Origin of the sequence: Flavobacterium johnsoniae UW101 (assembly GCF_000016645.1) — a bacterium.
Lineage (GTDB): Bacteria > Bacteroidota > Bacteroidia > Flavobacteriales > Flavobacteriaceae > Flavobacterium > Flavobacterium johnsoniae.
The window spans coordinates 5957241-5978093 of record NC_009441.1 but is presented as its reverse complement, the minus strand read 5'-3'; the positions used below and the strand labels follow the sequence as shown (position 1 = coordinate 5978093).

General features: G+C 33.8%; 16 protein-coding genes and 2 tRNA genes. 9 read left to right on the top strand and 9 right to left on the bottom strand.

Annotated elements, in window-relative coordinates:
* The first annotated feature begins 64 nt into the window (after nt 1-64).
* From FJOH_RS25570 to FJOH_RS25555, 4 genes are all read left to right on the top strand, one after another.
* Entirely contained in the window at nt 65-1027 is a 963-nt protein-coding gene (locus FJOH_RS25570) for a T9SS type A sorting domain-containing protein (RefSeq protein WP_012026913.1), read from the top strand.
* 118 nt (nt 1028-1145) lie between these two features.
* Nucleotides 1146-2381: a glycoside hydrolase family 27 protein gene (locus FJOH_RS25565; RefSeq protein ID WP_012026912.1), complete on the top strand. Its 1236-nt coding sequence runs from the start codon at nt 1146-1148 to the stop codon at nt 2379-2381.
* A 10-nt stretch (nt 2382-2391) separates the two neighbouring features.
* Nucleotides 2392-3360 (top strand): glycoside hydrolase family 5 protein, encoded by a 969-nt coding sequence (locus FJOH_RS25560; RefSeq protein WP_012026911.1) that lies wholly within the window; start codon nt 2392-2394, stop codon nt 3358-3360.
* A gap of 594 nt (nt 3361-3954) precedes the next feature.
* Nucleotides 3955-5046: an outer membrane beta-barrel protein gene (locus FJOH_RS25555; protein WP_012026910.1), complete on the top strand. Its 1092-nt coding sequence runs from the start codon at nt 3955-3957 to the stop codon at nt 5044-5046.
* Nucleotides 5047-5462: 416 nt separating this feature from the next.
* Here the strand turns inward: FJOH_RS25555 and FJOH_RS25550 are convergent, their stop codons facing one another.
* From FJOH_RS25550 to FJOH_RS25530, 5 genes are all read right to left on the bottom strand, one after another.
* Nucleotides 5463-6368, bottom strand: coding sequence for an N-acetylmuramoyl-L-alanine amidase (locus FJOH_RS25550; RefSeq protein ID WP_012026909.1), 906 nt, complete (start codon nt 6366-6368; stop codon nt 5463-5465).
* 31 nt (nt 6369-6399) lie between these two features.
* Nucleotides 6400-6948 (bottom strand): hypothetical protein, encoded by a 549-nt coding sequence (locus FJOH_RS25545; RefSeq protein ID WP_012026908.1) that lies wholly within the window; start codon nt 6946-6948, stop codon nt 6400-6402.
* 41 nt (nt 6949-6989) lie between these two features.
* Nucleotides 6990-8303 (bottom strand): 30S ribosomal protein S12 methylthiotransferase RimO, encoded by a 1314-nt coding sequence (rimO, locus tag FJOH_RS25540; protein WP_012026907.1) that lies wholly within the window; start codon nt 8301-8303, stop codon nt 6990-6992.
* Nucleotides 8304-8463: 160 nt separating this feature from the next.
* Entirely contained in the window at nt 8464-9969 is a 1506-nt protein-coding gene (locus tag FJOH_RS25535) for an OmpP1/FadL family transporter (protein ID WP_012026906.1), read from the bottom strand.
* A gap of 49 nt (nt 9970-10018) precedes the next feature.
* Entirely contained in the window at nt 10019-11056 is a 1038-nt protein-coding gene (locus tag FJOH_RS25530; RefSeq protein WP_012026905.1) for a hypothetical protein, read from the bottom strand.
* Nucleotides 11057-11158: 102 nt separating this feature from the next.
* On the opposite strand from FJOH_RS25530, the gene proS reads away from it, so the two are divergent.
* The 4 genes from proS to rpsT all read left to right on the top strand — a co-directional run bounded on the left by proS (nt 11159) and on the right by rpsT (nt 13309).
* The gene (gene proS / locus FJOH_RS25525) at nt 11159-12637 is read left to right on the top strand and encodes a proline--tRNA ligase (protein WP_012026904.1); all 1479 of its coding nucleotides are present in this window, start codon (nt 11159-11161) and stop codon (nt 12635-12637) included.
* Between the two features lie 78 nt (nt 12638-12715).
* A tRNA-Glu gene (locus FJOH_RS25520) sits at nt 12716-12787 on the top strand.
* 45 nt (nt 12788-12832) lie between these two features.
* Nucleotides 12833-12904, top strand: a tRNA-Glu gene (locus tag FJOH_RS25515).
* A 153-nt stretch (nt 12905-13057) separates the two neighbouring features.
* Complete coding sequence (gene rpsT, locus FJOH_RS25510; protein ID WP_012026903.1) at nt 13058-13309, top strand: 30S ribosomal protein S20; 252 nt, start codon at nt 13058-13060, stop codon at nt 13307-13309.
* Between the two features lie 159 nt (nt 13310-13468).
* Here rpsT and FJOH_RS25505 read toward each other — a convergent pair whose 3' ends face one another.
* Together FJOH_RS25505 and FJOH_RS25500 are read right to left on the bottom strand one after the other, a co-directional pair.
* The gene (locus tag FJOH_RS25505; protein ID WP_012026902.1) at nt 13469-13879 is read right to left on the bottom strand and encodes a response regulator; all 411 of its coding nucleotides are present in this window, start codon (nt 13877-13879) and stop codon (nt 13469-13471) included.
* A 7-nt stretch (nt 13880-13886) separates the two neighbouring features.
* On the bottom strand, nt 13887-15596 hold the full coding sequence (locus FJOH_RS25500; protein ID WP_012026901.1) for a PAS domain-containing sensor histidine kinase: 1710 nt from the start codon (nt 15594-15596) through the stop codon (nt 13887-13889).
* A 168-nt stretch (nt 15597-15764) separates the two neighbouring features.
* Here FJOH_RS25500 and typA point away from each other — a divergent pair, with 168 nt between their 5' ends.
* Complete coding sequence (typA, locus tag FJOH_RS25495; protein ID WP_012026900.1) at nt 15765-17561, top strand: translational GTPase TypA; 1797 nt, start codon at nt 15765-15767, stop codon at nt 17559-17561.
* 115 nt (nt 17562-17676) lie between these two features.
* On the opposite strand, the gene FJOH_RS25490 is transcribed toward typA, so the two are convergent.
* Nucleotides 17677-19944 carry a T9SS type B sorting domain-containing protein gene (locus tag FJOH_RS25490; RefSeq protein ID WP_235023034.1) on the bottom strand — a complete coding sequence of 756 codons (2268 nt, stop codon included), beginning with the start codon at nt 19942-19944 and terminating at the stop codon, nt 17677-17679.
* A 70-nt stretch (nt 19945-20014) separates the two neighbouring features.
* Nucleotides 20015-20851, bottom strand: a complete 837-nt coding sequence (locus FJOH_RS25485; protein WP_012026898.1) for an ABC transporter permease — start codon at nt 20849-20851, stop codon at nt 20015-20017.
* Between the last annotated feature and the right edge of the window lie 2 nt (nt 20852-20853).

The following is a 20853-nucleotide window of genomic DNA, read 5'->3' as shown; positions in this document are numbered from 1 at the left end:
ATCTTTTTTGATGTTTTTTTCTGGTTAAATTTAGTTCCTTCTAACAAATCAAAAAGAAAAAATTATGAAAAAAAATGACTCTCAGTTTTCAACAAAACAAAAACTTCGTTTGTTGAGCTTTATCTTAATTTTAATGAGCTTTAATTTAAATGCTCAGGAAATTTTAGGTTTAAATCCTTACTGTTTAGCTTCAAATCCCACTTACACGGTTACTGCTCCGGCAAATACAGTATATGATGAAGTAGTATGGTCGTGTACAGATCCTGCAGTAACCTTTACAGGAAATCCGTCGCCTTTGTCTCTTTCTAAAGTAGTATACAAAAGCCCGGGATTTATTGCCACAGGAGATACTCTTACTGCACAATTTAAAAATGCCGGTGTAGTAGTTGCAAAAAGACAATTAGCGTTTATTTCACCGCAAATGCCCGTACAGCCTAGTTATGTAGTTTCAAAAACAAATGATTACTGTACATCTCAATATCATATTATAGTACTAACAGTAACTCCTAATCCAAACCCGAGTTCAAATACCAATTTTTCAATTACACCAACTATAGCAGATGCAAGTATTGTAATAACTCAAACCTCTAAAAATGTTTTCGAATTAAAACTGCCATTAAACGGACAGCCTTATTTTATATATAATATAACAGAAACAACCCCAATATCAGGATGTCAGTCAAATACTTTGTCATCGACTTCATACGGTAATTCGGTTTCATTAAATTTAACAGGTTGTGCTAATACTACTCCTAATCCGGGAACAAATTATGATTTTACGTTGTCACCAAACCCATATAGTAATGGTAATATAACAATTACAGCAAATGCAGTTTCTTCACAATCTGTAGCAACATGCAGAATTTATGACAGTTCAGGTGTTTTAAAACTAAGCTTTTCTTTAACGAATTCATACACATCCATTCCGCTTAGAAACGCTATACCGTCATTAACTACTGGTGTTTATATTTTTCAGATAACATACGCAAATGGAACTGTGAAGACTAAAAACTTAGCTGTGAATTAAAAAAATGTTCTTCTTAAAAGAAAGGACTCCAATTCGAGACATCGATTTGGAGTTTTTTATATATTATTTAAATATTTCTATAAGCCCATAATAAACAAAATATCAAAAATAAAGTAAAATGAAAAAAACAATAGTACTATTAGCTGTTTTGAGCTCATTTAATTTTGGCTTCAGCCAAGGAAATACGCACACACAAACAGGAGGTAAATTTGAAGGTCTTGCCATGACACCGCCAATGGGATGGAATTCATGGAATACTTTTGCAGCTAATATAGATGAGAAACTGGTAAAAGAAACAGCAGATATTATGGTTTCGTCTGGCTTAGCTGCTGCAGGCTATAATTATATAGTTTTAGATGACGGCTGGATGACAAAGGAACGTGATGCAAATGGCGATCTGGTTCCTGATCCGGCTAAATTTCCTAACGGAATGAAAGCTCTTATAGATTATGTACACAGCAAAGGTTTAAAATTTGGGTTGTATAATTGCGCAGGTACGCAGACTTGTGCAGGATATCCCGGGACTCGCGGTTACGAATATCAGGATGCTCGTTTTTATGCCAAACTTGGAATTGATTTTTTAAAATACGATTGGTGTAATACAAAAGGCATAACAGCGCCAGAAGCTTATACCACAATGAGTAATGCTTTAAAAACTGCTGGAAGACCAATTGTTTTCAGTCTTTGCGAATGGGGTGATAATCAGCCGTGGGAGTGGGGTAAACCAGTTGGAAATCTTTGGAGAATATCCGGCGATATTTATCCTTGTTTTGACTGCGAATTCAAACATCCTGAAAATTGGTCTTCGTGGGGATTCATGAAAATTGCCGAAATGCGAAAAGATATCCGTAAATATTCCGGCCCGGATCATTGGAATGATTTTGATATGATGGAAGTAGGCAACGAAATGAACGATACCGAAGATAAATCGCATTTTGCTATGTGGTGTATGCTTTCTTCACCATTGTTTACCGGAAATGACTATAGAAAAATGTCTAAAGAAACCTTGGCAATTTTAACAAACAAGGAGTTAATCGCGATAAATCAGGATAAATTAGGAATACAAGGATTTAAACATTCTGCTGAAGACGGTTTAGAAGTTTGGGTAAAACCTTTGTCTGATGGAAATTGGGCAGTAACTTTTTTAAATAGAAGTGATGTTTCTAAAAAGATTAATTTCGACTGGAAAAAGAATACTTTTAAAGATGTTGATTTTGGTTACGAAGCTGATTTTAATAAAACAGCATTCAAGCTAAAAAATCTTTGGACAAATAAAGAAGCAGGAAGCACCAAAAAGAACTTTACGGCAGAGTTAGCTTCTCATGACTGCATAACATTGAAACTATCTCTTTAAAAATAATGATATGATTAAGTTAAAAAAAAATTTAATTACAGCGGCTCTTTTATTAATCTGTTGTTTCTCGCAGGCACAGTTTGTAAAAGAACATGGCCAGTTAAGTGTTTTAGGAATTCAATTGGTAGATCAAAACAATCAGCCAATAGTGCTGCGTGGTTTAAGTTTTGGCTGGCATAGTATGTGGCCGAGATTTTACAATGAAAAAGCAGTAAGCTGGCTGAAAAAAGATTTTAAATGCAATGTGGTTCGCGCCGCAATGGGAATTGAACTTGGAGAATACTCCTATATAAAAGATCCGAAGTTTTCAAAAGAAAAAATAGAAGCTGTTGTAAACGGTGCCATAAAATCAGATATATATGTAATTATCGATTGGCACAGTCATAATATCAACCTTAAAGAGGCAAAAGAATTTTTTGCCGAGATGTCTAAAAAATATGCCAAGTATCCTAATATTATATATGAGATATTTAATGAACCCGATTATGAAACCTGGTGGGAAGTTAAAACCTACTCAGAGGAAGTAATACGCGTTATTAGAGAAAATGATCCAAATAATATTATTTTGGTTGGAAGTCCGCATTGGGATCAGGATGTTGACCTTCCGGCAGAAGATCCAATTTTAGGATACAACAATATAATGTATACCATGCATTTTTATGCAGCAACACATGGTAAAGATTTAAGAGATAAAACAGATGAAGCAATAAAAAGAGGTCTGCCAATTTTTATTTCAGAATCAGCAGGGATGGAAGCTTCTGGAGACGGTCCGCTAAATGTAAAAGCCTGGCAGGAATATATTGACTGGATGGAGGCTAAAAAACTCAGCTGGATTACCTGGTCAGTTTCTGATAAAGACGAAACATGTTCTATTCTGAAAAAATCAGCAAAATCTGAAGGGAAGTGGAAAGATGAAGATTTAAAAGAATCTGGAATAGAGGTTAGAGAGTTTTTAAGAAAATATAATAATCAAGAGTGATAAAAAGCTCTTTGTATAAATTGAAAGCCTGTTCAAATTTGAGCAGGCTTTTTTGTTTTTGTATTCTCTAAAATTTGATAGTCAAGCATGTTTTAATGAGTGAATTTGAGTATGTGTTTTTGTAGGAAAAATTATTGTCTGTTTGTGAGGTTTTTGATAAGTGTAAAATTAAGTCCTTTTGTTTGTTGTTTTTTTATTTTTTAATCAGTACCCCATTTTTTTATGGGGTATTTTGTTTTTGAAATTGTTTTTAAGTCTGTTTTGTGTCTGTTTTTTCATTGTAAATTTTAAATTACCCTGTATTTTTTGGTTTTAAGGTTTGAAATGCGTTGTTGATTTTTCAAAAACAAAACGCTATAAATGCCAAATAACAATTATTGGCAGTTTAATTTTTGTAATCCATAATTCTTCATTGAAAACGTCAAAAAAGTAGTTTTCAATTATTCTACTCATACAAAAGTTAATAAATTCGCTAATGAAAATGAAGAGGTTTTAGGGGAAGATTCAAGGTTTTAAAAATGACTTATACTATTAAATAGATATATAAAAGATTAACTAACCAAAATCAATTAATAACTAAAAACCAATTAACACATGAAAAAAGTATTTTACGTTTTAGCTGCCACGTTAACGAGTTCTTTTGCTTTTGCGCAAGAGGATGAAACATCAACTCCGCCGGCAACAACTTGGGGAGGGTCTGCAGATGCATACTATAAATATGATTTTTCTAAACAAATGAATGGATTAACGAGCTTTACCAACTCACAGGATTCATTTGAATTAGGAATGGCTTCGATCGAAGCAAGTCATACTTTCGGAAAAGCTTCTGTTTTTGTTGACTTAGGATTCGGGAAAAGAGCAGGGGAATTTTCATACAATGAAACAACAGATAAAGATATTAATGCTAAATTTTTAATTAAACAATTATTTTTTACTTACCAGATTACAGACGAATTTAAAGTGGTTGCAGGTAGTTTTGGTACTCACATTGGATACGAAGTGTTAGATGCTGTAGACAATAAAAACTACAGTATGTCATACGCTTTCTCTTATGGGCCATTTTTTAATACAGGGGTAAAAGCACAATATACTGCAGGTAAATTTACTGCCATGCTGGGTATAACCAACCCAACTGACTTTAAATCTGCAATGGATGCCGGATCAAGCCAAAAAACATATATCGGACAAGTTGGGTATATAGGTGAAACTGGAAGTGCTTATTTAAATTTTACATCAGGAAGTACAAACCCTACGCCGGGAAGTTTGATTCCTGTTTCAAATGAAAATAAAACACAGTTCGATTTAACTGCTTCAAAAACTATCAGCGATAGTTTTGGATTGGGTTTAAATGCAACCTATGCTAAAACAAAACATGATTTTGACAGCACATTAGACGGCGAATGGTTCTCATTAGTAGGATACGCAAATTACTCATTCAGCCCATCATTGTTATTGGCTTACAGAATGGAATATTTTGATGCTAAAGATGCTGCTCCAAGTTTAGGAACATTAACAGGATCAAGTGTATTTGCTAATACAATTTCATTAAACTATAAAGTAGGGAAATTGACAATAATTCCCGAGTTAAGATACGACGCTGCTTCTGAAGATATCTTTTTAGATAAAGACGGTGCTCCAACAGGAGGTTCATTCTTCGGATTAATTGCTACAACATACTCTTTCTAGAGATAAAGATTGATATTTTTTTTTTTTTTTTGGAGCTGTCGAAACATATTAATGTTTTGGCAGCTTTTTTATTGCTGTTTCTAATAGATTAGAGATAAAAGAATTAAATTGATTGTTTAATCTTTGGTTGAGGTTTTTTGCCGTGAATTTCACGAATTGCCGCGAATTAAATTTTGCTTGTTTTTATACAGCAGGATGAAAAATTTTTAACAAATTTTCTTTACACAAACTTTGAAATACATTTTTACGTACTTGTTACTCTGTAAATAATTAGTAAAAATTCGTGAAATTCGAGGCAAAAAATAGGCCTAGTGAAGAGAATAATAATCTTTATAATCCTCTTAATCTGCGGCTAAAAAAAAAAACGCATTCCTATAAAATTAGAAATGCGTTTATATATTTATTAATTGATGTCTTTACTGAATCTGTTTTTTATATATAGAATATATCGTATCAATTGTTTTGCGGTCAAGCGTTGCAGTTGTGTCGGTTTGAATATAATGCAGTTTAAAAGCCTGAATTGCTGCCGAAAGATTCTTAGTGTTATAACCAATAATTCTTAATGCAGGTTCAATTTTAAAATCAAATGGTGCTTCTTCAAGAACAGCGTCAGGCCAGATTCCGAAACCTTTTTCGGCTAATGTTTTCCACGGAAATAAAGCACTTGGATCTTGTTTTCTTCCTGGTGCAATATCAGCATGACCTAAAAAGTTTTGAGTTGGTATGTTGTAATCTTTTTTTAGTTTTGTCAACAAAGCAACCAAACTGCTTATCTGAGCTTCTGTAAAAGGTTTAAAACCATTATTATCAAGTTCAATTCCTATAGATGAAGAATTCAAATCAGTGTTTTTTCCCCAAGTTGAATTTCCTGCGTGCCATGCTCTTAAATAATCATTCAGCATTTGAACTACTTTTCCATTTTCAGAAATAATATAGTGAGAACTTACCTGAGTTCTTGTTTTTGTAAATGTATTGATAGTTTGCTGCAAAGAATCCTGTGCAGTATGATGAATAATTACAAAACTTGGTTTTCTTAAATTAAAGTTTACAGTACCAATCCATTCTGTACTAATTCCGTTTAATAAAGAAGTAGAACCTGTTTTTGATAAAGTATCTTTTATAATACCAAGCTGCGATGCATAAGTAGTGTCGATAATAACCGGACTTATAGACGGTATTGCCTGAGCTTCTTTGCTTGTAATTTGATTTTCTAAAGTCTTTAACTGCTGGTCGTATGCCTTTTCAGTAGTCTTATATGGATTCGTTGAGCAAGAAGTTATGATAATTGCTAAGATCAGATAACAAAAAAGTTTTCTTACCATGATAGTTTACATTTTATGAAGTTTGGAACAATTATTCCTGAATTTTTTCAGCTGGTTTTTCTTCTTCTTTATTGTCTTTATCTTTTTTCTTCTTAGATTTTGGCTTTTTGATTTCTTTAAAATTTTCCATAAAAGCAGTGTATTTTTCTACCTGATCTGGATTTAAAAAAGCAGTGATTTTTTTTGTCATGCTTTCTTTCAAAGCTTTCATTTGTTCCATTTTCTGATCCTGAGAGCTGCTTTCATTTTTTAAAAGAATTCCTTGTTCTCTTAAGCCGTCAGCAAAAACATTTGTAATTGCAATTGACTGAAGTTCGTCAAGATTAACAGCCGGTTTCATTTGTTCAACAATTTTAGCTGCAGTTTCTTCAACAGGAATTTCTTTTGGTTTACTGGTGTTGGCTTGTGGTCCAGACATCATGCTTCTGTCCATGCCCATTCCGCCGCCTCTTCCATATCCGCCATAACCGTTACCGTACCCGCCGTAACCATTTCCATATCCATTTCCGTATTGGGCAGAAACAGAGTTGAAACAGAATAAAGTAAAAACTAAAATAATTAAGTTTTGTATAGGTTTCATAAAAATATTTTTGTCTGCGTTAGCAATTGTTTACGGTAAATTTAAGCAGGTTCTCCGTATAAATCAAATTCTGTTGCTTCAATTATCTTGATATTAACAAATTCGCCTGTTTTTACATAATGCTTAGATGCGTCAATTAAAACTTCGTTGTCAACATCCGGGCTGTCAAATTCTGTTCTTCCCACAAAATGAGCACCTTCTTTTCTGTCAATGATACATCTAAATACTTGTCCAACTTTCTCTTGGTTTAGATCCCATGAAATTTGAGACTGAAGCTCCATGATTTCATTTGCTCTTGCCTGTTTTACATCGTCCGGAACATCGTCTTCAAGTAAGTAAGCATGAGTGTTTTCTTCATGAGAATATGCAAAACATCCCATTCTGTCAAACTTCATTTCCTGAACAAACTCTTTCAAAATTTCAAAATCTTCCTGCGTTTCTCCTGGATACCCTACAATTAAAGTAGTTCTAATTGCCATTCCCGGAACTGCAGCACGGAAATCTTTTAATAACTGAGTTGTTTTAGCCTGAGTTGTACCACGACGCATTGATTTCAAAATTGAATCTGAAATATGCTGCAATGGAATATCAATATAATTACAAATTTTTGGCTCGCGTTTCATTAATTCCAAAACATCCATTGGGAAACCGGTAGGATAAGCATAATGCAGACGAATCCATTCAATTCCTTCAACAGCTGCTAAAGCTTCTAATAATTCTGCCAGATTTCTCTTTTTATAAAGATCTAAACCGTAATAAGTCAAATCCTGAGCAATTAATATTAATTCTTTAACGCCGTTTTTTGCTAAACCTTGTGCTTCTTTAACTAATTTTTCAATTGGCTGAGAAACATGCGAACCTCTCATTAACGGAATTGCACAGAAACTGCAAGGTCTGTCGCATCCTTCGGCAATTTTTAAATAGGCATAATTTTTAGGAGTTGTAGTTAATCTTTCTCCTAATAATTCATGTTTATAATCGGCTCCTAAAGCTTTCAATAATTGAGGTAACTCAGTTGTACCAAAATATTGATCCACATTTGGAATTTCTTTTTCTAAATCAGGTCTGTAACGTTCAGACAAACATCCGGTAACGAAAACTTTATCAACTAAACCTTTGTCTTTTTTATCAGCATATTCCAAAATCATGTTTACTGATTCAGCTTTCGCGTTGTCAATAAATCCACAAGTGTTAATTACAATAATGTTTCCTTCATCCTTAGCAGTGGCTTCGTGTGTAACTTCTTTTCCGTTAGCACGAAGTTGTCCCATAAGCACTTCACTGTCATATACATTTTTTGAACACCCAAGAGTGATTACGTTAATTTTGTTCTTTTTTAAAGACTTGGTTCTCATACTTTTATAAATTGGAGTGCAAAATTACACTTTTTTATTCAAACACCGCTTGTTTCGGTTTCATTTCGATGTTTTTTATAAAGGTTTCTAGTAATTTTCAGTCAAAAAAAATCCGCCAAGTAAACCTGACGGAAATTTCCATTCATCTATTTATTCTTAATTACAATTCAAATAATAAGGTCAAAGTCACATTGTTTAACTTTGATGTAATGTTTGCGCCGTCAGTAAGTCCTGTTGTAAAGAAACCTTGGTTAGATTTTCTTTCTAAATAAGAGTAAGCCAGATCTAATTTTGTAGAACCAAAGCTATACCCTAAACCTCCAGAATAGCTGTTTAAGTCTCCAATTGTAGTTCCGTTTTTATAAGGGCTTCCTTCAAAACGATATCCGCCTCGTAAACTCAATTGTTTTATTTTGTATTCAGCACCAACTCTTAATTCCCCGGCAGTAGTAAGCTGATTGCTGATGTCGTTGTTAACTCCTCTAAAGCCCGCATCGTTTGTTGGTTTAAATTTAGTGTTGCTGTAGTCTTTAATTGAGTAATCTAAACTAATTAAGCCTGATTTTCCAAAAACATAAGCACCGCTGAAAGTAAACTTACCTGGTGTTTGTAATGTATAAGATTCGTATACATTTACAACGTTTGGGTTTATGTTTTCAAAAATTTCCGGTCCTCCAGTTGCTTGTCTTGTTGTGCCAAGGCTTTGAGATACTTCGTCATAAAGACTGTACCAGGTATTCGATTCATAGGCTAAACCAAGTCTGAATGCTTCTGTTACTTTTGCAATAGCTCCTAGCTGAAAAGAAAAGCCGTTTCCGTATGTGTAAAGTTCATTATTGAAACGTAAATTAGAAATAGTTGCAGTAGGCTGTAACGGATTAGAGTTATCTTCGTAAAAACTGCTTGATCTCCTATAATCTGTAACGTGAACATTTAAGTTTGCTCCGAAATAAAGTCTGTCTTTGTAAGAACTTGCAATATTGAAACTTAATTTACTATTGTATCCGCTTGTGTGAATTCCATTTTCTTGATAGTAGTTTCCACCTGCAGGAACGTTTGATGTGTATTGTGTGTTTGTATTACTGTTTTCGTTAACAGGATTAATTACGTGTCCATAATATCCAAAGTAAGCCTGTTGTTCGTTGTAAAACTGATCTCTGTAAGGAATTCCGGTTATGTTTCCTAATTCAATTCCATTAGCAAAATTTACAAAATATGATCCAATAGAATTTGTTGGATTTGTGCCGGCAGAAAAAACATTATTGTCAAAATTATTAGTGTTTTCGTAACTGGCGCCAATCGCAATTTTGTTCCATCCGTTATTTGGATTATGGTCTTTAAAAACAAAAACAGCTCCGGCTTGATTTAAAATAAAAGAATTCTCTTTATCAGAAGTTTGAGTTCCGAAATAGTTAGAGTTGTTTTTAATATTTTGATTGCTAAAAGAAACTCCAACCTGATTATTGTTAAATACGGCAGATCCGGCAGGATTTACAGTAATGGCAGATAAATCTCCTCCAACAGCTCCAAAAGCACCGCTCATTGCTCTGAATCTTGCAGTTCCGGTCAAATTGTCTTGTGCATATCGTACAGCGTCAGAAACTTCCTGAGAATATGAGACGCTGACAGTCAGTCCTGTAATAAATAGGAATAATATTTTTTTCATTGGGTAAGTATTTAGTGTGTGATATTAGATTGGAAAAAGGACGAAAATGTTACCTTCTTCCGCCTCCTCCGCCACCGTAAGATCTTCCTCCGCCGCCACCGCCGCCACCAGATGATCTCATGCTTCCTCCTCCGCTGTTCATTGAACGTGATGGGCTAGGAGAGTAGCTTCTTGATGAATTGCTGTTACTGCTGTTGTTGTAGCTTCTGTTTGAAGGCATGGTGCTGCTGCTTGATCTTCTGTTAGAATAATCGTAAGTGCTGTTTTGGCCTTGAGTAGAATAGCTTCTTCTATTTGTGAAGTTTGGGCTCGAACTATCGTAAGTTCTTCCATTTACAGATGAACTTCTTCTGTAATCAGAATAACTGTTTGATCTATTGGTGTAATTTCTGTTTGTTGTATAGCTGTTTCGATTAGAGAAACTATTTCTGTTGGTAGAATAATTTCTGTTTGAAAGGTAGTTTCTGTTAGAAGCATATGCTCTGTTTGAAGAATAATATCTGTTGTTGTAGTAAGCAGCAGATCCTCTTCTTCCGTAGCTGTATGAGTAGTTTCCGTAATAGCCGCCTCCCCAGTATCCTGGATAACCCCATCCAGGTCCCCAGTAGCCAGGGTATCCCCAGGCATATCCTGGATAGCCCCATCCGGCTCCCCAGTAGCCTCCGCCCCAGTATCCGCCGTAACCCCATCCGTAATAAGGATATCCCCATCCTAGTCCGAATGACCAGTTTGGAGTAGAGTATACGTTTACAGATACATCTGAATTACTGCTTCCCCAAGCAGGGTAAGCTGTAGAAGCGGTTCTTGTGCTGTCGCTTTCAGAATAATTGCCATAATTGTCTACATCTGTGAAAATTTCAGTTGGCTGATCATCTTCCTGCAGTGATCTAAAATAATCTCTATATTGATTGTTTGCTGCTGTGGTATTGTTTGTTTGAGCATATCTGTTGGTAGAATTACCATAAACACCATCACTGTCATAATAAGACGTGTTTTGGTAAGAACCACATGATGCTAAAAGAAAACTCAGTAATCCAATTAAGTAAAAATGACTTGAGTTTTGGCGGAGAGTAGTATAAGTTTTCATATCTGTGGTGTTTTTTATTGTTGCACATTACAAAAATAGTTAGTTTTGTCAAACTATTTAGTTAAAATTATTTAAAACAAAATTTGTGCCAAACTATATAATATGAGTAAGAACCTTACTACGCGATCAGAAGATTATTCCAAATGGTATAATGAGCTGGTTGTCAAAGCAGATTTAGCTGAAAATTCAGGAGTTAGAGGATGTATGGTAATCAAACCATACGGCTATGCAATTTGGGAAAAGATGCAGGCAGAGTTAGATAGAATGTTTAAAGAAACAGGACATCAAAATGCTTATTTCCCCTTATTTGTGCCGAAGAGTATGTTCGAAGCTGAAGAGAAAAATGCTGAAGGATTTGCAAAAGAATGTGCTGTTGTAACGCATTACAGACTAAAAAATGACGAGGACAGACCAGGGAAACTTATGGTTGATCCTAATGCGAAATTAGAAGAAGAGCTTATTGTTCGTCCAACAAGTGAGGCGATTATTTGGTCTACATATAAAGGATGGGTGCAGTCTTATAGAGATTTGCCTTTACTTATTAATCAATGGGCAAATGTGGTTCGCTGGGAAATGCGTACACGTTTGTTTTTAAGAACTGCCGAATTTTTATGGCAGGAAGGGCATACGGCTCACGCTACAAAAGACGAGGCAATTGAGGAATCGGAGAAAATGATGAATGTTTATGCTGATTTTGCAGAAAACTTCATGGCAATTCCGGTTGTAAAAGGTTTTAAAACTGAAACAGAGCGTTTTGCAGGAGCAGATGAAACGTATTGTATTGAAGCTTTGATGCAGGATGGAAAAGCTTTACAGGCTGGAACTTCACACTTTTTAGGTCAGAATTTTGCAAAAGCTTTTGATGTGAAATTTGCTAATGCAGAAGGAAAACAAGAGCACGTTTGGGGAACGTCATGGGGAGTTTCTACTCGTTTGATGGGGGCTTTAATTATGACACATTCTGATGATCAGGGATTGGTGCTGCCTCCAAATTTAGCTCCAATACAAGTTGTAATTGTACCTATTCATAAAACAGATGAACAATTAGCTCAAATTACAGCGGCGGTTAATGAATTGACTGCTAAATTGAGAAAGCTTAAGATTTCTGTGAAATATGATGATAGAACAACTCAAAAACCAGGATTTAAATTTGCTGAATGGGAATTAAAAGGTGTTCCTGTTAGAATTGCTGTTGGGCCAAAAGATTTAGAAAATGGAACTTTTGAGGTTGCAAGACGTGATAATTTATCAAAAGAAGTTGTGGCTGCTGAAAAAATAGTGGATCATGTGAATGATTTATTAGAGCAGATTCAAAAGGATTTATTTGACAAAGCTTTGACTTATAGAAATACTCATATTACAGAAGTAAATAATTTTGAGGAATTTAAAGAAGTTTTAGAAGGTAAAGGAGGTTTTATTTCGGCTCATTGGGATGGAACTGCAGCTACTGAAGAAAAGATAAAAGATTTGACAAAAGCGACCATTCGCTGCATTCCTTTGGATGCTGTTGAAGAGGCGGGAACCTGCGTGTTTACTGGGGAACCTTCTTCTAAAAGAGTGCTTTTTGCAAAGGCTTATTAAAAAAATATAGATTTTTTTGCATTAGGTGTTGCGCAAATAAAAAATAGATGTATCTTTGCATCCGCAATACAGAAGCGCGGTCCGTTCGTCTATCGGTTAGGACGCCAGGTTTTCATCCTGGTAAGGGGGGTTCGATTCCCCCACGGACTACAAGTTATATTACATATTGAAAAGTTTCCAACTTAGGAGAATATTGGTCCGTTCGTCTAGGGGTTAGGACGCCAGGTTTTCATCCTGGTAACAGGGGTTCGATTCCCCTACGGACTACAGAATTAGTTGTAAATAAGTTTTGTAAAACAAAAATTGGTGTCTCGGTTTTTGTTTTATTAGTTAAAACCAAAGTGATTGTTTACAGTTGTGGGAGGTTTTTCTTTTTTAACTAGTATTTATAATAATTATTACATCTAAAATTAAAAGAAAATGGCAAATCATAAGTCAGCATTAAAAAGAATCAGAAGTAACGAAAAAAGAAGAGTTCTTAACAGATATCAGCATAAAACTACTCGTAATGCTATTAAAGCATTAAGATTAGCTACTGATAAATCTGATGCTGCTGCTAAATTATCAACTGTAATCTCTATGATCGATAAATTAGCTAAAAAGAACATCATTCATGATAACAAAGCTTCTAACTTGAAGTCTAAATTAACGAAACACGTTGCTAAATTGTAATTTAAATACAATTATAAGATATAAAAAGTCCTCTTTTCGAGGACTTTTTTTTGTTTAGGTATTATTGGAATTTTAGTTTAAAGATTCCTGAATCAATATGTCTAAAGTTTTGAATGAAATAAGTAAAAAAGTATTGGGATTTAAATATTGGTTTAAATTTTATATCCCAATTTTCTTTTTGAGATATTCGAGCATTGCCTGTGTAATTGGTTTTGAAAGAAAGTCTATTATTATAGGATATTTTTTTGCTTTAGCTAAATCCTCAGGATCTATTGTAGATGACAATACAATAACTTTTGCGGTGTTAAACTCTGAGTAAGCTTCAGATGTAAAGTGATCTAAAAATTCCCATCCGCCCATAATTGGCATGTTTAAGTCTAAGAAAATTAATTCTGGTTTTTTTTCTACTTTATTTTTGTTGTTGTATTTTAAAGTATTGAAGTGATGAAGAGCTTCTTCTCCATTTTGAGCAGTAATAATTTCATTTGCAAACGAAGATTTTGAAATTACTTTTTTACACAGCATCAACGTAATTGGGTCATCGTCAATGCATAAGATTTGCTCAAACATAATGAATTTAGTTTTTAAAAGTTATAGTAAATGTGGTGCCTTTGTTAACTTCACTGTCTATAGAAATAGTGCCTCCCATGGTCTCAACCTGAGATTTTACAAGATACAAACCTAGTCCTTTGCTGTCGGGATAATTATGAAATCTTTGGTAAAGACCAAAAACTTTGTCTTTGTTTCTTTCTAAATCAATCCCAATTCCATTGTCTTTGAACGTAAGTATCGCCTGATGATCTATTTGCTCAGCAGTAATTGATATTTTTAGTTTTCTGTTTTCTGATTTGTATTTAATTGAATTGGTTAGTAAATTCAGTAAAATACTTTCAATATACGCTTTATTTGTATTCAAAAGCGGTACTTTGTCAAATTTAAGTTTTATAATGGGTTTGTGAAGTTCGATTTGAAAAGACAATTGGCTAAAAACATTTTCAAAAACCTCTTTTAAAGAAACCTCCTCTTTTTGCATTGATGGGTTGTCTTTTATTATGATAACTTTTACCAAGTCGTTTATTGTTTCATTTAATAAATGAGTTGATTTTGTGAAGCCTGCCAGAATTTCTTCAAGTTCTTCGTTTTCAATTGGAATATCTTCTATAAGATTTAAAAGTCCAATTAAATTTGATAATGGTGCGCGAAGATTGTGTGAGGTGATGTAAGAGAACTGTTTTAAATCTTTGTTGTTTTGTGTAAGTTCACGAATAAGATGTTCTTTTTCTGTTTCCAGTTTTTTCTCGTCAGTAATGTCTCGTTGTATAGAAATCCAGTGTGTAATTACACCTTCGTTGTTGAAAATTGGAATCATGGCAAAACGCACCCAATATTCTTCCTTAGATTTAGTATAGGTGATGGTTTCTATAACACATTCTTCTTCGTTCTTAATAGCTCTTAAAAGTTTTTTTAATTCTTCTGAATCTGATTTTGGCCCTTTAAATATATTGGTAGATTTTCCAATGATTTCGTTTGATTCGTATCCGGACATTTGAGAAAACGCTGGATTAACATAAACTATTCTTGGAATTTTTCGATCTTCAGAATTAGCTTCGGTAATAAGAATAGAGTCTTTAGATTGTGTAATTACAGTTTCTAAAAGTTTTAATCGCTGTTCTTCCTCTTTTTGTTTGGTGATGTCCTGAATCGCTCCAATCATTCTGATGGCTCTTCCGTTTTCATCTTTAAGTAAAAAACCTCTGTCCAAAACATATTTATATGTTCCGTCTGCACATCTAAAGCGATATTGATCCTGCCATTTTTCAGTTTTTTGCTCAATAAATGAATATAGTTTTATTGACATTCGGATACTATCTTCCGGGTGAATTTTATCAAACCACCATTTTGAAGTTTTTCCAACTTCTTCCGGATTATAGCCAAAAATTCCCTCGATACCTTTATTCCAATTTATTCGGTCTTCCTGTATTTTCCAGTCCCAAATAGTATCGCTTGTTGCTTTTGCAACTATGTCATATTTTTCATTAGACTCCTTTATTTCTTCATTTGTCTTTTTTAATTTTTTAAAAACTGAAATATTTTTCTTTTCGTTTCTTGAAAGTATGTATTTGAAAATAAATGCAGTAGCTATTATGAAAAGGACATCTTTTATGAAAAATAAATAAAAGTATTTTGTTTGAAAAAAGTAGTCAGTAATTAAATTATGACATACAATTGCCATAATTAGCGATATGATAACGTAAACAAGAGTAATTTGGAGAGTTTTACTTTTCATCAATCAAATATAGTTAAATTAACTATAACTAAACAATAAGTAAAGTTCATTTTGGAGGGTAAATTAACACTGTTTTAATGAACTAATTACTTGTATATACGCAAACTATCGCAGAAACATTTTTTTTTACAAAATAAAGTGTACTTTTGCACCCATTAAAAATCACAAATGGAATCTATTAGAAATATTGCAATTATTGCCCACGTCGATCACGGTAAAACCACTTTGGTTGATAAAATTATGTATCACTGTCAATTATTTCGTGAAAACGAAAATACAGGTGATTTAATTCTTGATAATAACGATTTAGAGCGTGAGAGAGGTATTACTATTACTTCTAAAAACGTTTCTGTTCAGTACAAAGGAACAAAAATCAACATTATCGACACTCCAGGCCACGCGGATTTTGGAGGTGAAGTTGAGCGTGTATTGAACATGGCCGATGGTGTATGTTTGCTGGTAGATGCTTTTGAAGGGCCGATGCCGCAAACGCGTTTCGTATTGCAAAAGGCTATTGACTTAGGTTTAAAACCATGCGTTGTAATTAATAAAGTTGATAAAGAAAACTGTACTCCGGAAGAAGTACACGAAAAAGTTTTTGACTTAATGTTTGAATTAGGTGCTACAGAAGAGCAATTAGATTTCCCAGCTGTTTACGGTTCTGCTAAAAACAACTGGATGTCTGATGACTGGAAAAACCAAACAGAAAACATCGAGCCTTTATTAGACATGGTTATTGCTAATGTTCCTGCTCCTAAAGTTTCTGAAGGTACTCCTCAAATGTTGATTACATCTTTAGATTTCTCTTCTTTTACAGGTCGTATCGCTATCGGACGTCTTGAAAGAGGTACTTTGAAAGAAGGAATGCCAATTTCTTTAGTAAAAAGAGATGGTAAAGTTATCAAATCAAGAATTAAAGAATTACACACTTTCGAAGGTTTAGGCCGTAGAAAAGTTGAAGAAGTTGTTGCTGGAGATATTTGTGCTGTTGTAGGTATTGAAGGTTTCGAAATTGGTGATACTATCGCAGATTTTGAAAATCCGGAAGCTTTACAAACAATTGCTATCGACGAGCCAACAATGAGTATGTTGTTTACAATTAACGATTCTCCTTTCTTTGGTAAAGAAGGTAAATTTGTTACTTCTAGACATATCCGTGAAAGATTAACAAAAGAGCTTGAGAAAAACTTAGCGATGAAAGTTGGAGAAACTGATTCTGCTGATAAATTCATGGTTTTTGGTCGTGGTGTACTTCACTTATCTGTTCTTATCGAAACAATGAGAAGAGAAGGGTACGAGCTTCAAATTGGTCAGCCTCAGGTTATCATCAAAGAAGTTGATGGTGTTAAATGTGAGCCAATTGAGGAATTAACTATCGATTTACCAGAAAACCTTTCAGGTAGAGCGGTTGAATTCGTAACAATCCGTAAAGGTGAAATGCTTTCTATGGAAGGTAAAGGTGAGCGTATGATCATTAAATTTAACATTCCATCTCGTGGAATTATTGGTTTAAGAAATCAATTGCTTACTGCAACTGCTGGTGAGGCTATTATGGCACACCGTTTCATTGGATACGAACCATACAAAGGAGAAATTCCTGGACGTAACAACGGTTCATTAATCTCTATGGAAAACGGAAAAGCAATTCCTTACTCTATCGATAAATTACAAGATCGTGGTAAATTCTTCGTTGATCCAAACGAGGATATCTATGAAGGTCAGGTAATTGGAGAAAATACTCGTAGCGACGATATGACTGTTAACGTTACTAAAACGAAAAAACTATCTAACGTACGTTCTTCTGGAGCAGATGATAAAGCTAGAATTATTCCAGCTATCAAATTCTCTTTAGAAGAAGCTTTAGAGTACATTCAAAAAGATGAGTATGTTGAAGTTACTCCAAAATCTCTTCGTTTAAGAAAGATTTACTTAAGTGAAACTGATAGAAAAAGATATAAAATCTAATTAGTTATAACTTTCAATATAAAAAATCCCAAATTCCATTAGGAGTTTGGGATTCTTTTTTATGGTATAGTTCGGATTCGGACTTTAGAATTTCAGGTATTGAAATTTTAATACATTATCTTTTCAAGCTAAAATGACCTTTTACATTTCTGCCGTCTGCAAAGGTCAAAGTAAACCAATAATCATCAGACGGGAGCTGCTGTCCATTAAATAATCCGTTCCAGCCCGGACTGTTTTGATTCATCTCTTTTAAAAATTTCCCATAGCGGTCAAAAATATGAATTGTGTAATTAGGCAGTACATTAGAATCTTCGATAACCCATAAGTCATTATAACCGTCTCCGTTTGGAGTAAAAAATCTAGGATAATCTAAAACATATAACAAAAATGAATTTGATAATCCGCAGCCATTTTTATCTTTTGCAATTGCATTATAAGTTCCTGTTGCAACAGCTGTAAACAAAGGATTATCTTGAAAAGTTAATCCATCTAAAGAGAATTCGTAGTTTCCGGTTCCGGTATATTCTATTAAAACAGAATTGTCATTTCCGGAAAAATCTTTAACAGCAGCATTTGTTATTGTAGCTGGTTCTGATAATATGACTTTAAAATTTTTAGTTTTTTCACAGCCGTTTGCATCTTTTACTGTTACAGAGTAATCGCCGGGAGCACTAATTATTGCTGAATTTGAAGTTTCTCCATTACTCCACAAATAACTGCTGAATCCAGCTGCAACGGTTAAAGTGATTTGATCATTTTTGCATAAATATTCAGATTCATTTTCAAAATTTGGCGGATCAAAAGTATTTACGACGAGAGGAACAGGTACAACATCATAACAATCCGGACCATTTACAACTCGTGCGTAAATAGTTTGATTATAAGGAGTTGTGTTTTTAAAGATATTTAATTGCGGGTTTGTTTCTGTTAAAGCATCATTAGCTGTCAAATAATAATTTACAGTTAAACCACTCGGAAGTCCTGCCGTAATTTTTGGAGTAACTTCAGCATTAAGATCAAACTGATATAGTCCATCCTGAGTTCCATCTCCATCACAAGTACTTATAGGAGCAGGATCAGCAATTGATGTTGCAGCGATTTGTAATGTTACTTCGGCCGTTTTGTAGCATCCAAACTCATTTTCTAAACGGGCGTAAATGATTTGATTGTCAGCAGTATTTGTATAATTAGCAGGCGAGGTGATTTTATTTGTTTTAGATTGAGCATCAGCTAATGTTGTGTAATAACCTTCAGTTGTAGTGCTCGAAACATTATTTTTTACAATATTATTTACTTTAGTAAGATTGAAAATTGAAATTCCATCGCTGTTATCATCACATTGTAAAAGTGCAGTGTTTGTTAAAAGGATTTCAGGCGCATACTCAATTTTAATCTGCCCTTTTATGGTGCAGGTGCTGGGACTTAATGTAACTTCGACCTTGTAATCGCCAGAATCAGTAACATTTAAAGTTGGTGTATTTGCAATTTCTACACCATTTTTAAACCATTTGTAAGAGTACGAAGCAGATAATTTAGGATCAAGTAAAAAAGTATCACCAAAGCATAATAAACTATTATTAGATGTGGTTCTATCAGGACCAAAATCTATACTTGAAGTAAAACTTCCAGCTTCTAAAAAAACTGCTGAGTCATAATACACATTTTTATCATCTGCAATAACTAGTTTTATGTGATATTTTTTTCCAGCAGTTACATTCGTCTGCGCCGTCATAACAACAGTTTGGCCTGCGTAATTAATAGGGCTGGTGTTATCATTAAATTTAGAAAAATAATTTCCATTTATTGCATCACATCCATTGTAACGATCTCCATTTAAAGCAATCCCGGGTACTATTTTTGGATGTACACTTGTAGAGGAAACAGGCGTATTTGAGTTTGGCAAAACCGCTAAATTCCTATACGGATCTGAAGTTCCTTCTTCTTTTATTAAAAAAGCAAATCCATCAGAATATTCACATGGGAAATAATACTGGTATTCGTTTGATGCAAAAACATAATTGAAACTTACAAAATTTGTTAATGCAACAAAATCAAATTCAAAAAAAGTAGCATTTATTGAACTTATACCTAAAGTATTATTAAGATCAGAATCTCCAATCCAATTTTGGTTTCCTCCTCCCATACTGCTTAAATAGGGGCCAATAGCATTTGCACTTGTCGAAGTTGCAAGTATAATACCTTCTTTAAAAGGGAAATTGCTTGTACCTGCATTAAAGTAAGCAAAACTATTTTTGCCTGAGGTAAAATTGTCTCCGCTTCCACTCATATTTGTTACAGCAGCACATGAACTATTAACTAAAGTATTTTCAATGAGCTGCTGTGGGGTACGCTGATCATCAACTGTAATAAATTGTGCATTCATCTTTGATGATAGACAACACAATAATAAAAGGTATAAGAAATTTTCTATTCGACTCATAGTAGCAAATATACTACAAATCTCGATTTTTTAATAGCTTATATGAAAAGTGTATGAACAGAAAAGTCCACACTAATACAATTAAAATTGCAAAATAGCTCACACTATAATCGATATCAGTATCAATTCCCATTTGAGATCCAATATTTTTAACTACAGATAATCTTGGACCTGGATTAACAATTAAATTTGACATAGATTCTAAAGGAAGAAACTGAGTAATTTTTTTGTCGATATCGCTTCCCGGAAAAACTTTAAAAGCTAAGAAACCTCTAATTATGGCTTCGATTATATTCCAGACTAAAAGAAAACCTAGTGCAAAAGCAGAGCGTTTTACAAAAATTCCGAGGAATAAACAGAAAGAAAAGAATCCGGTTAATTTTACAAAAAAGGCAAGAAGGTAATCTAAATCGCTAAAAATGATACCAATTTCAGTGTATGAAGAGAAAATCAAGCCTAATATTAAACTCATAACAAAAATGAAAACAGTTGAGATAAATGCAAATAAAACAACTGTAAGGAATTTTGACAGTATAAATTCTTTTTTACTTAAACCATCAATCAGGTTTTGTTTTAATGTTCCATAGCTGTATTCGTTAGCCATCATAGAAACAATTACAATAGCAAGAAACAATTTTAAGATAGCTGCTACATAAGTATTAAAATGCCATATAAAAGGAAAATTAAAGATTCCCATTTCGGCCAAATGAAATTTGAATGGACCAATATCAAATTTAATTGAGGCAATTAAAGCGATAAAAGAAAGCAGGATAAAATACGTTAATGTTAAGATGCGGCTGGCTTTGTTCATCCAGATTTTTTGCAATTCTATAGAGATAAGTCTGTTCATGG

Excerpts from the sequence above, each read along its gene's own strand:
- FJOH_RS25550 (WP_012026909.1), bottom strand. The coding sequence starts at position 6,368 with ATGGTAAGAAAACTTTTTTGTTATCTGATCTTAGCAATTATCATAACT.
- FJOH_RS25570 (WP_012026913.1), top strand. The coding sequence starts at position 65 with ATGAAAAAAAATGACTCTCAGTTTTCAACAAAACAAAAACTTCGTTTG.
- FJOH_RS25530 (WP_012026905.1), bottom strand. The coding sequence starts at position 11,056 with ATGAAAACTTATACTACTCTCCGCCAAAACTCAAGTCATTTTTACTTA.
- FJOH_RS25485 (WP_012026898.1), bottom strand. The coding sequence starts at position 20,851 with ATGAACAGACTTATCTCTATAGAATTGCAAAAAATCTGGATGAACAAA.
- rimO (WP_012026907.1), bottom strand. The coding sequence starts at position 8,303 with ATGAGAACCAAGTCTTTAAAAAAGAACAAAATTAACGTAATCACTCTT.
- FJOH_RS25490 (WP_235023034.1), bottom strand. The coding sequence starts at position 19,944 with ATGAATGCACAATTTATTACAGTTGATGATCAGCGTACCCCACAGCAG.
- FJOH_RS25565 (WP_012026912.1), top strand. The coding sequence starts at position 1,146 with ATGAAAAAAACAATAGTACTATTAGCTGTTTTGAGCTCATTTAATTTT.
- FJOH_RS25505 (WP_012026902.1), bottom strand. The coding sequence starts at position 13,879 with ATGTTTGAGCAAATCTTATGCATTGACGATGACCCAATTACGTTGATG.
- FJOH_RS25535 (WP_012026906.1), bottom strand. The coding sequence starts at position 9,969 with ATGAAAAAAATATTATTCCTATTTATTACAGGACTGACTGTCAGCGTC.
- FJOH_RS25560 (WP_012026911.1), top strand. The coding sequence starts at position 2,392 with ATGATTAAGTTAAAAAAAAATTTAATTACAGCGGCTCTTTTATTAATC.
- typA (WP_012026900.1), top strand. The coding sequence starts at position 15,765 with ATGGAATCTATTAGAAATATTGCAATTATTGCCCACGTCGATCACGGT.
- FJOH_RS25545 (WP_012026908.1), bottom strand. The coding sequence starts at position 6,948 with ATGAAACCTATACAAAACTTAATTATTTTAGTTTTTACTTTATTCTGT.
- proS (WP_012026904.1), top strand. The coding sequence starts at position 11,159 with ATGAGTAAGAACCTTACTACGCGATCAGAAGATTATTCCAAATGGTAT.
- rpsT (WP_012026903.1), top strand. The coding sequence starts at position 13,058 with ATGGCAAATCATAAGTCAGCATTAAAAAGAATCAGAAGTAACGAAAAA.
- FJOH_RS25555 (WP_012026910.1), top strand. The coding sequence starts at position 3,955 with ATGAAAAAAGTATTTTACGTTTTAGCTGCCACGTTAACGAGTTCTTTT.
- FJOH_RS25500 (WP_012026901.1), bottom strand. The coding sequence starts at position 15,596 with ATGAAAAGTAAAACTCTCCAAATTACTCTTGTTTACGTTATCATATCG.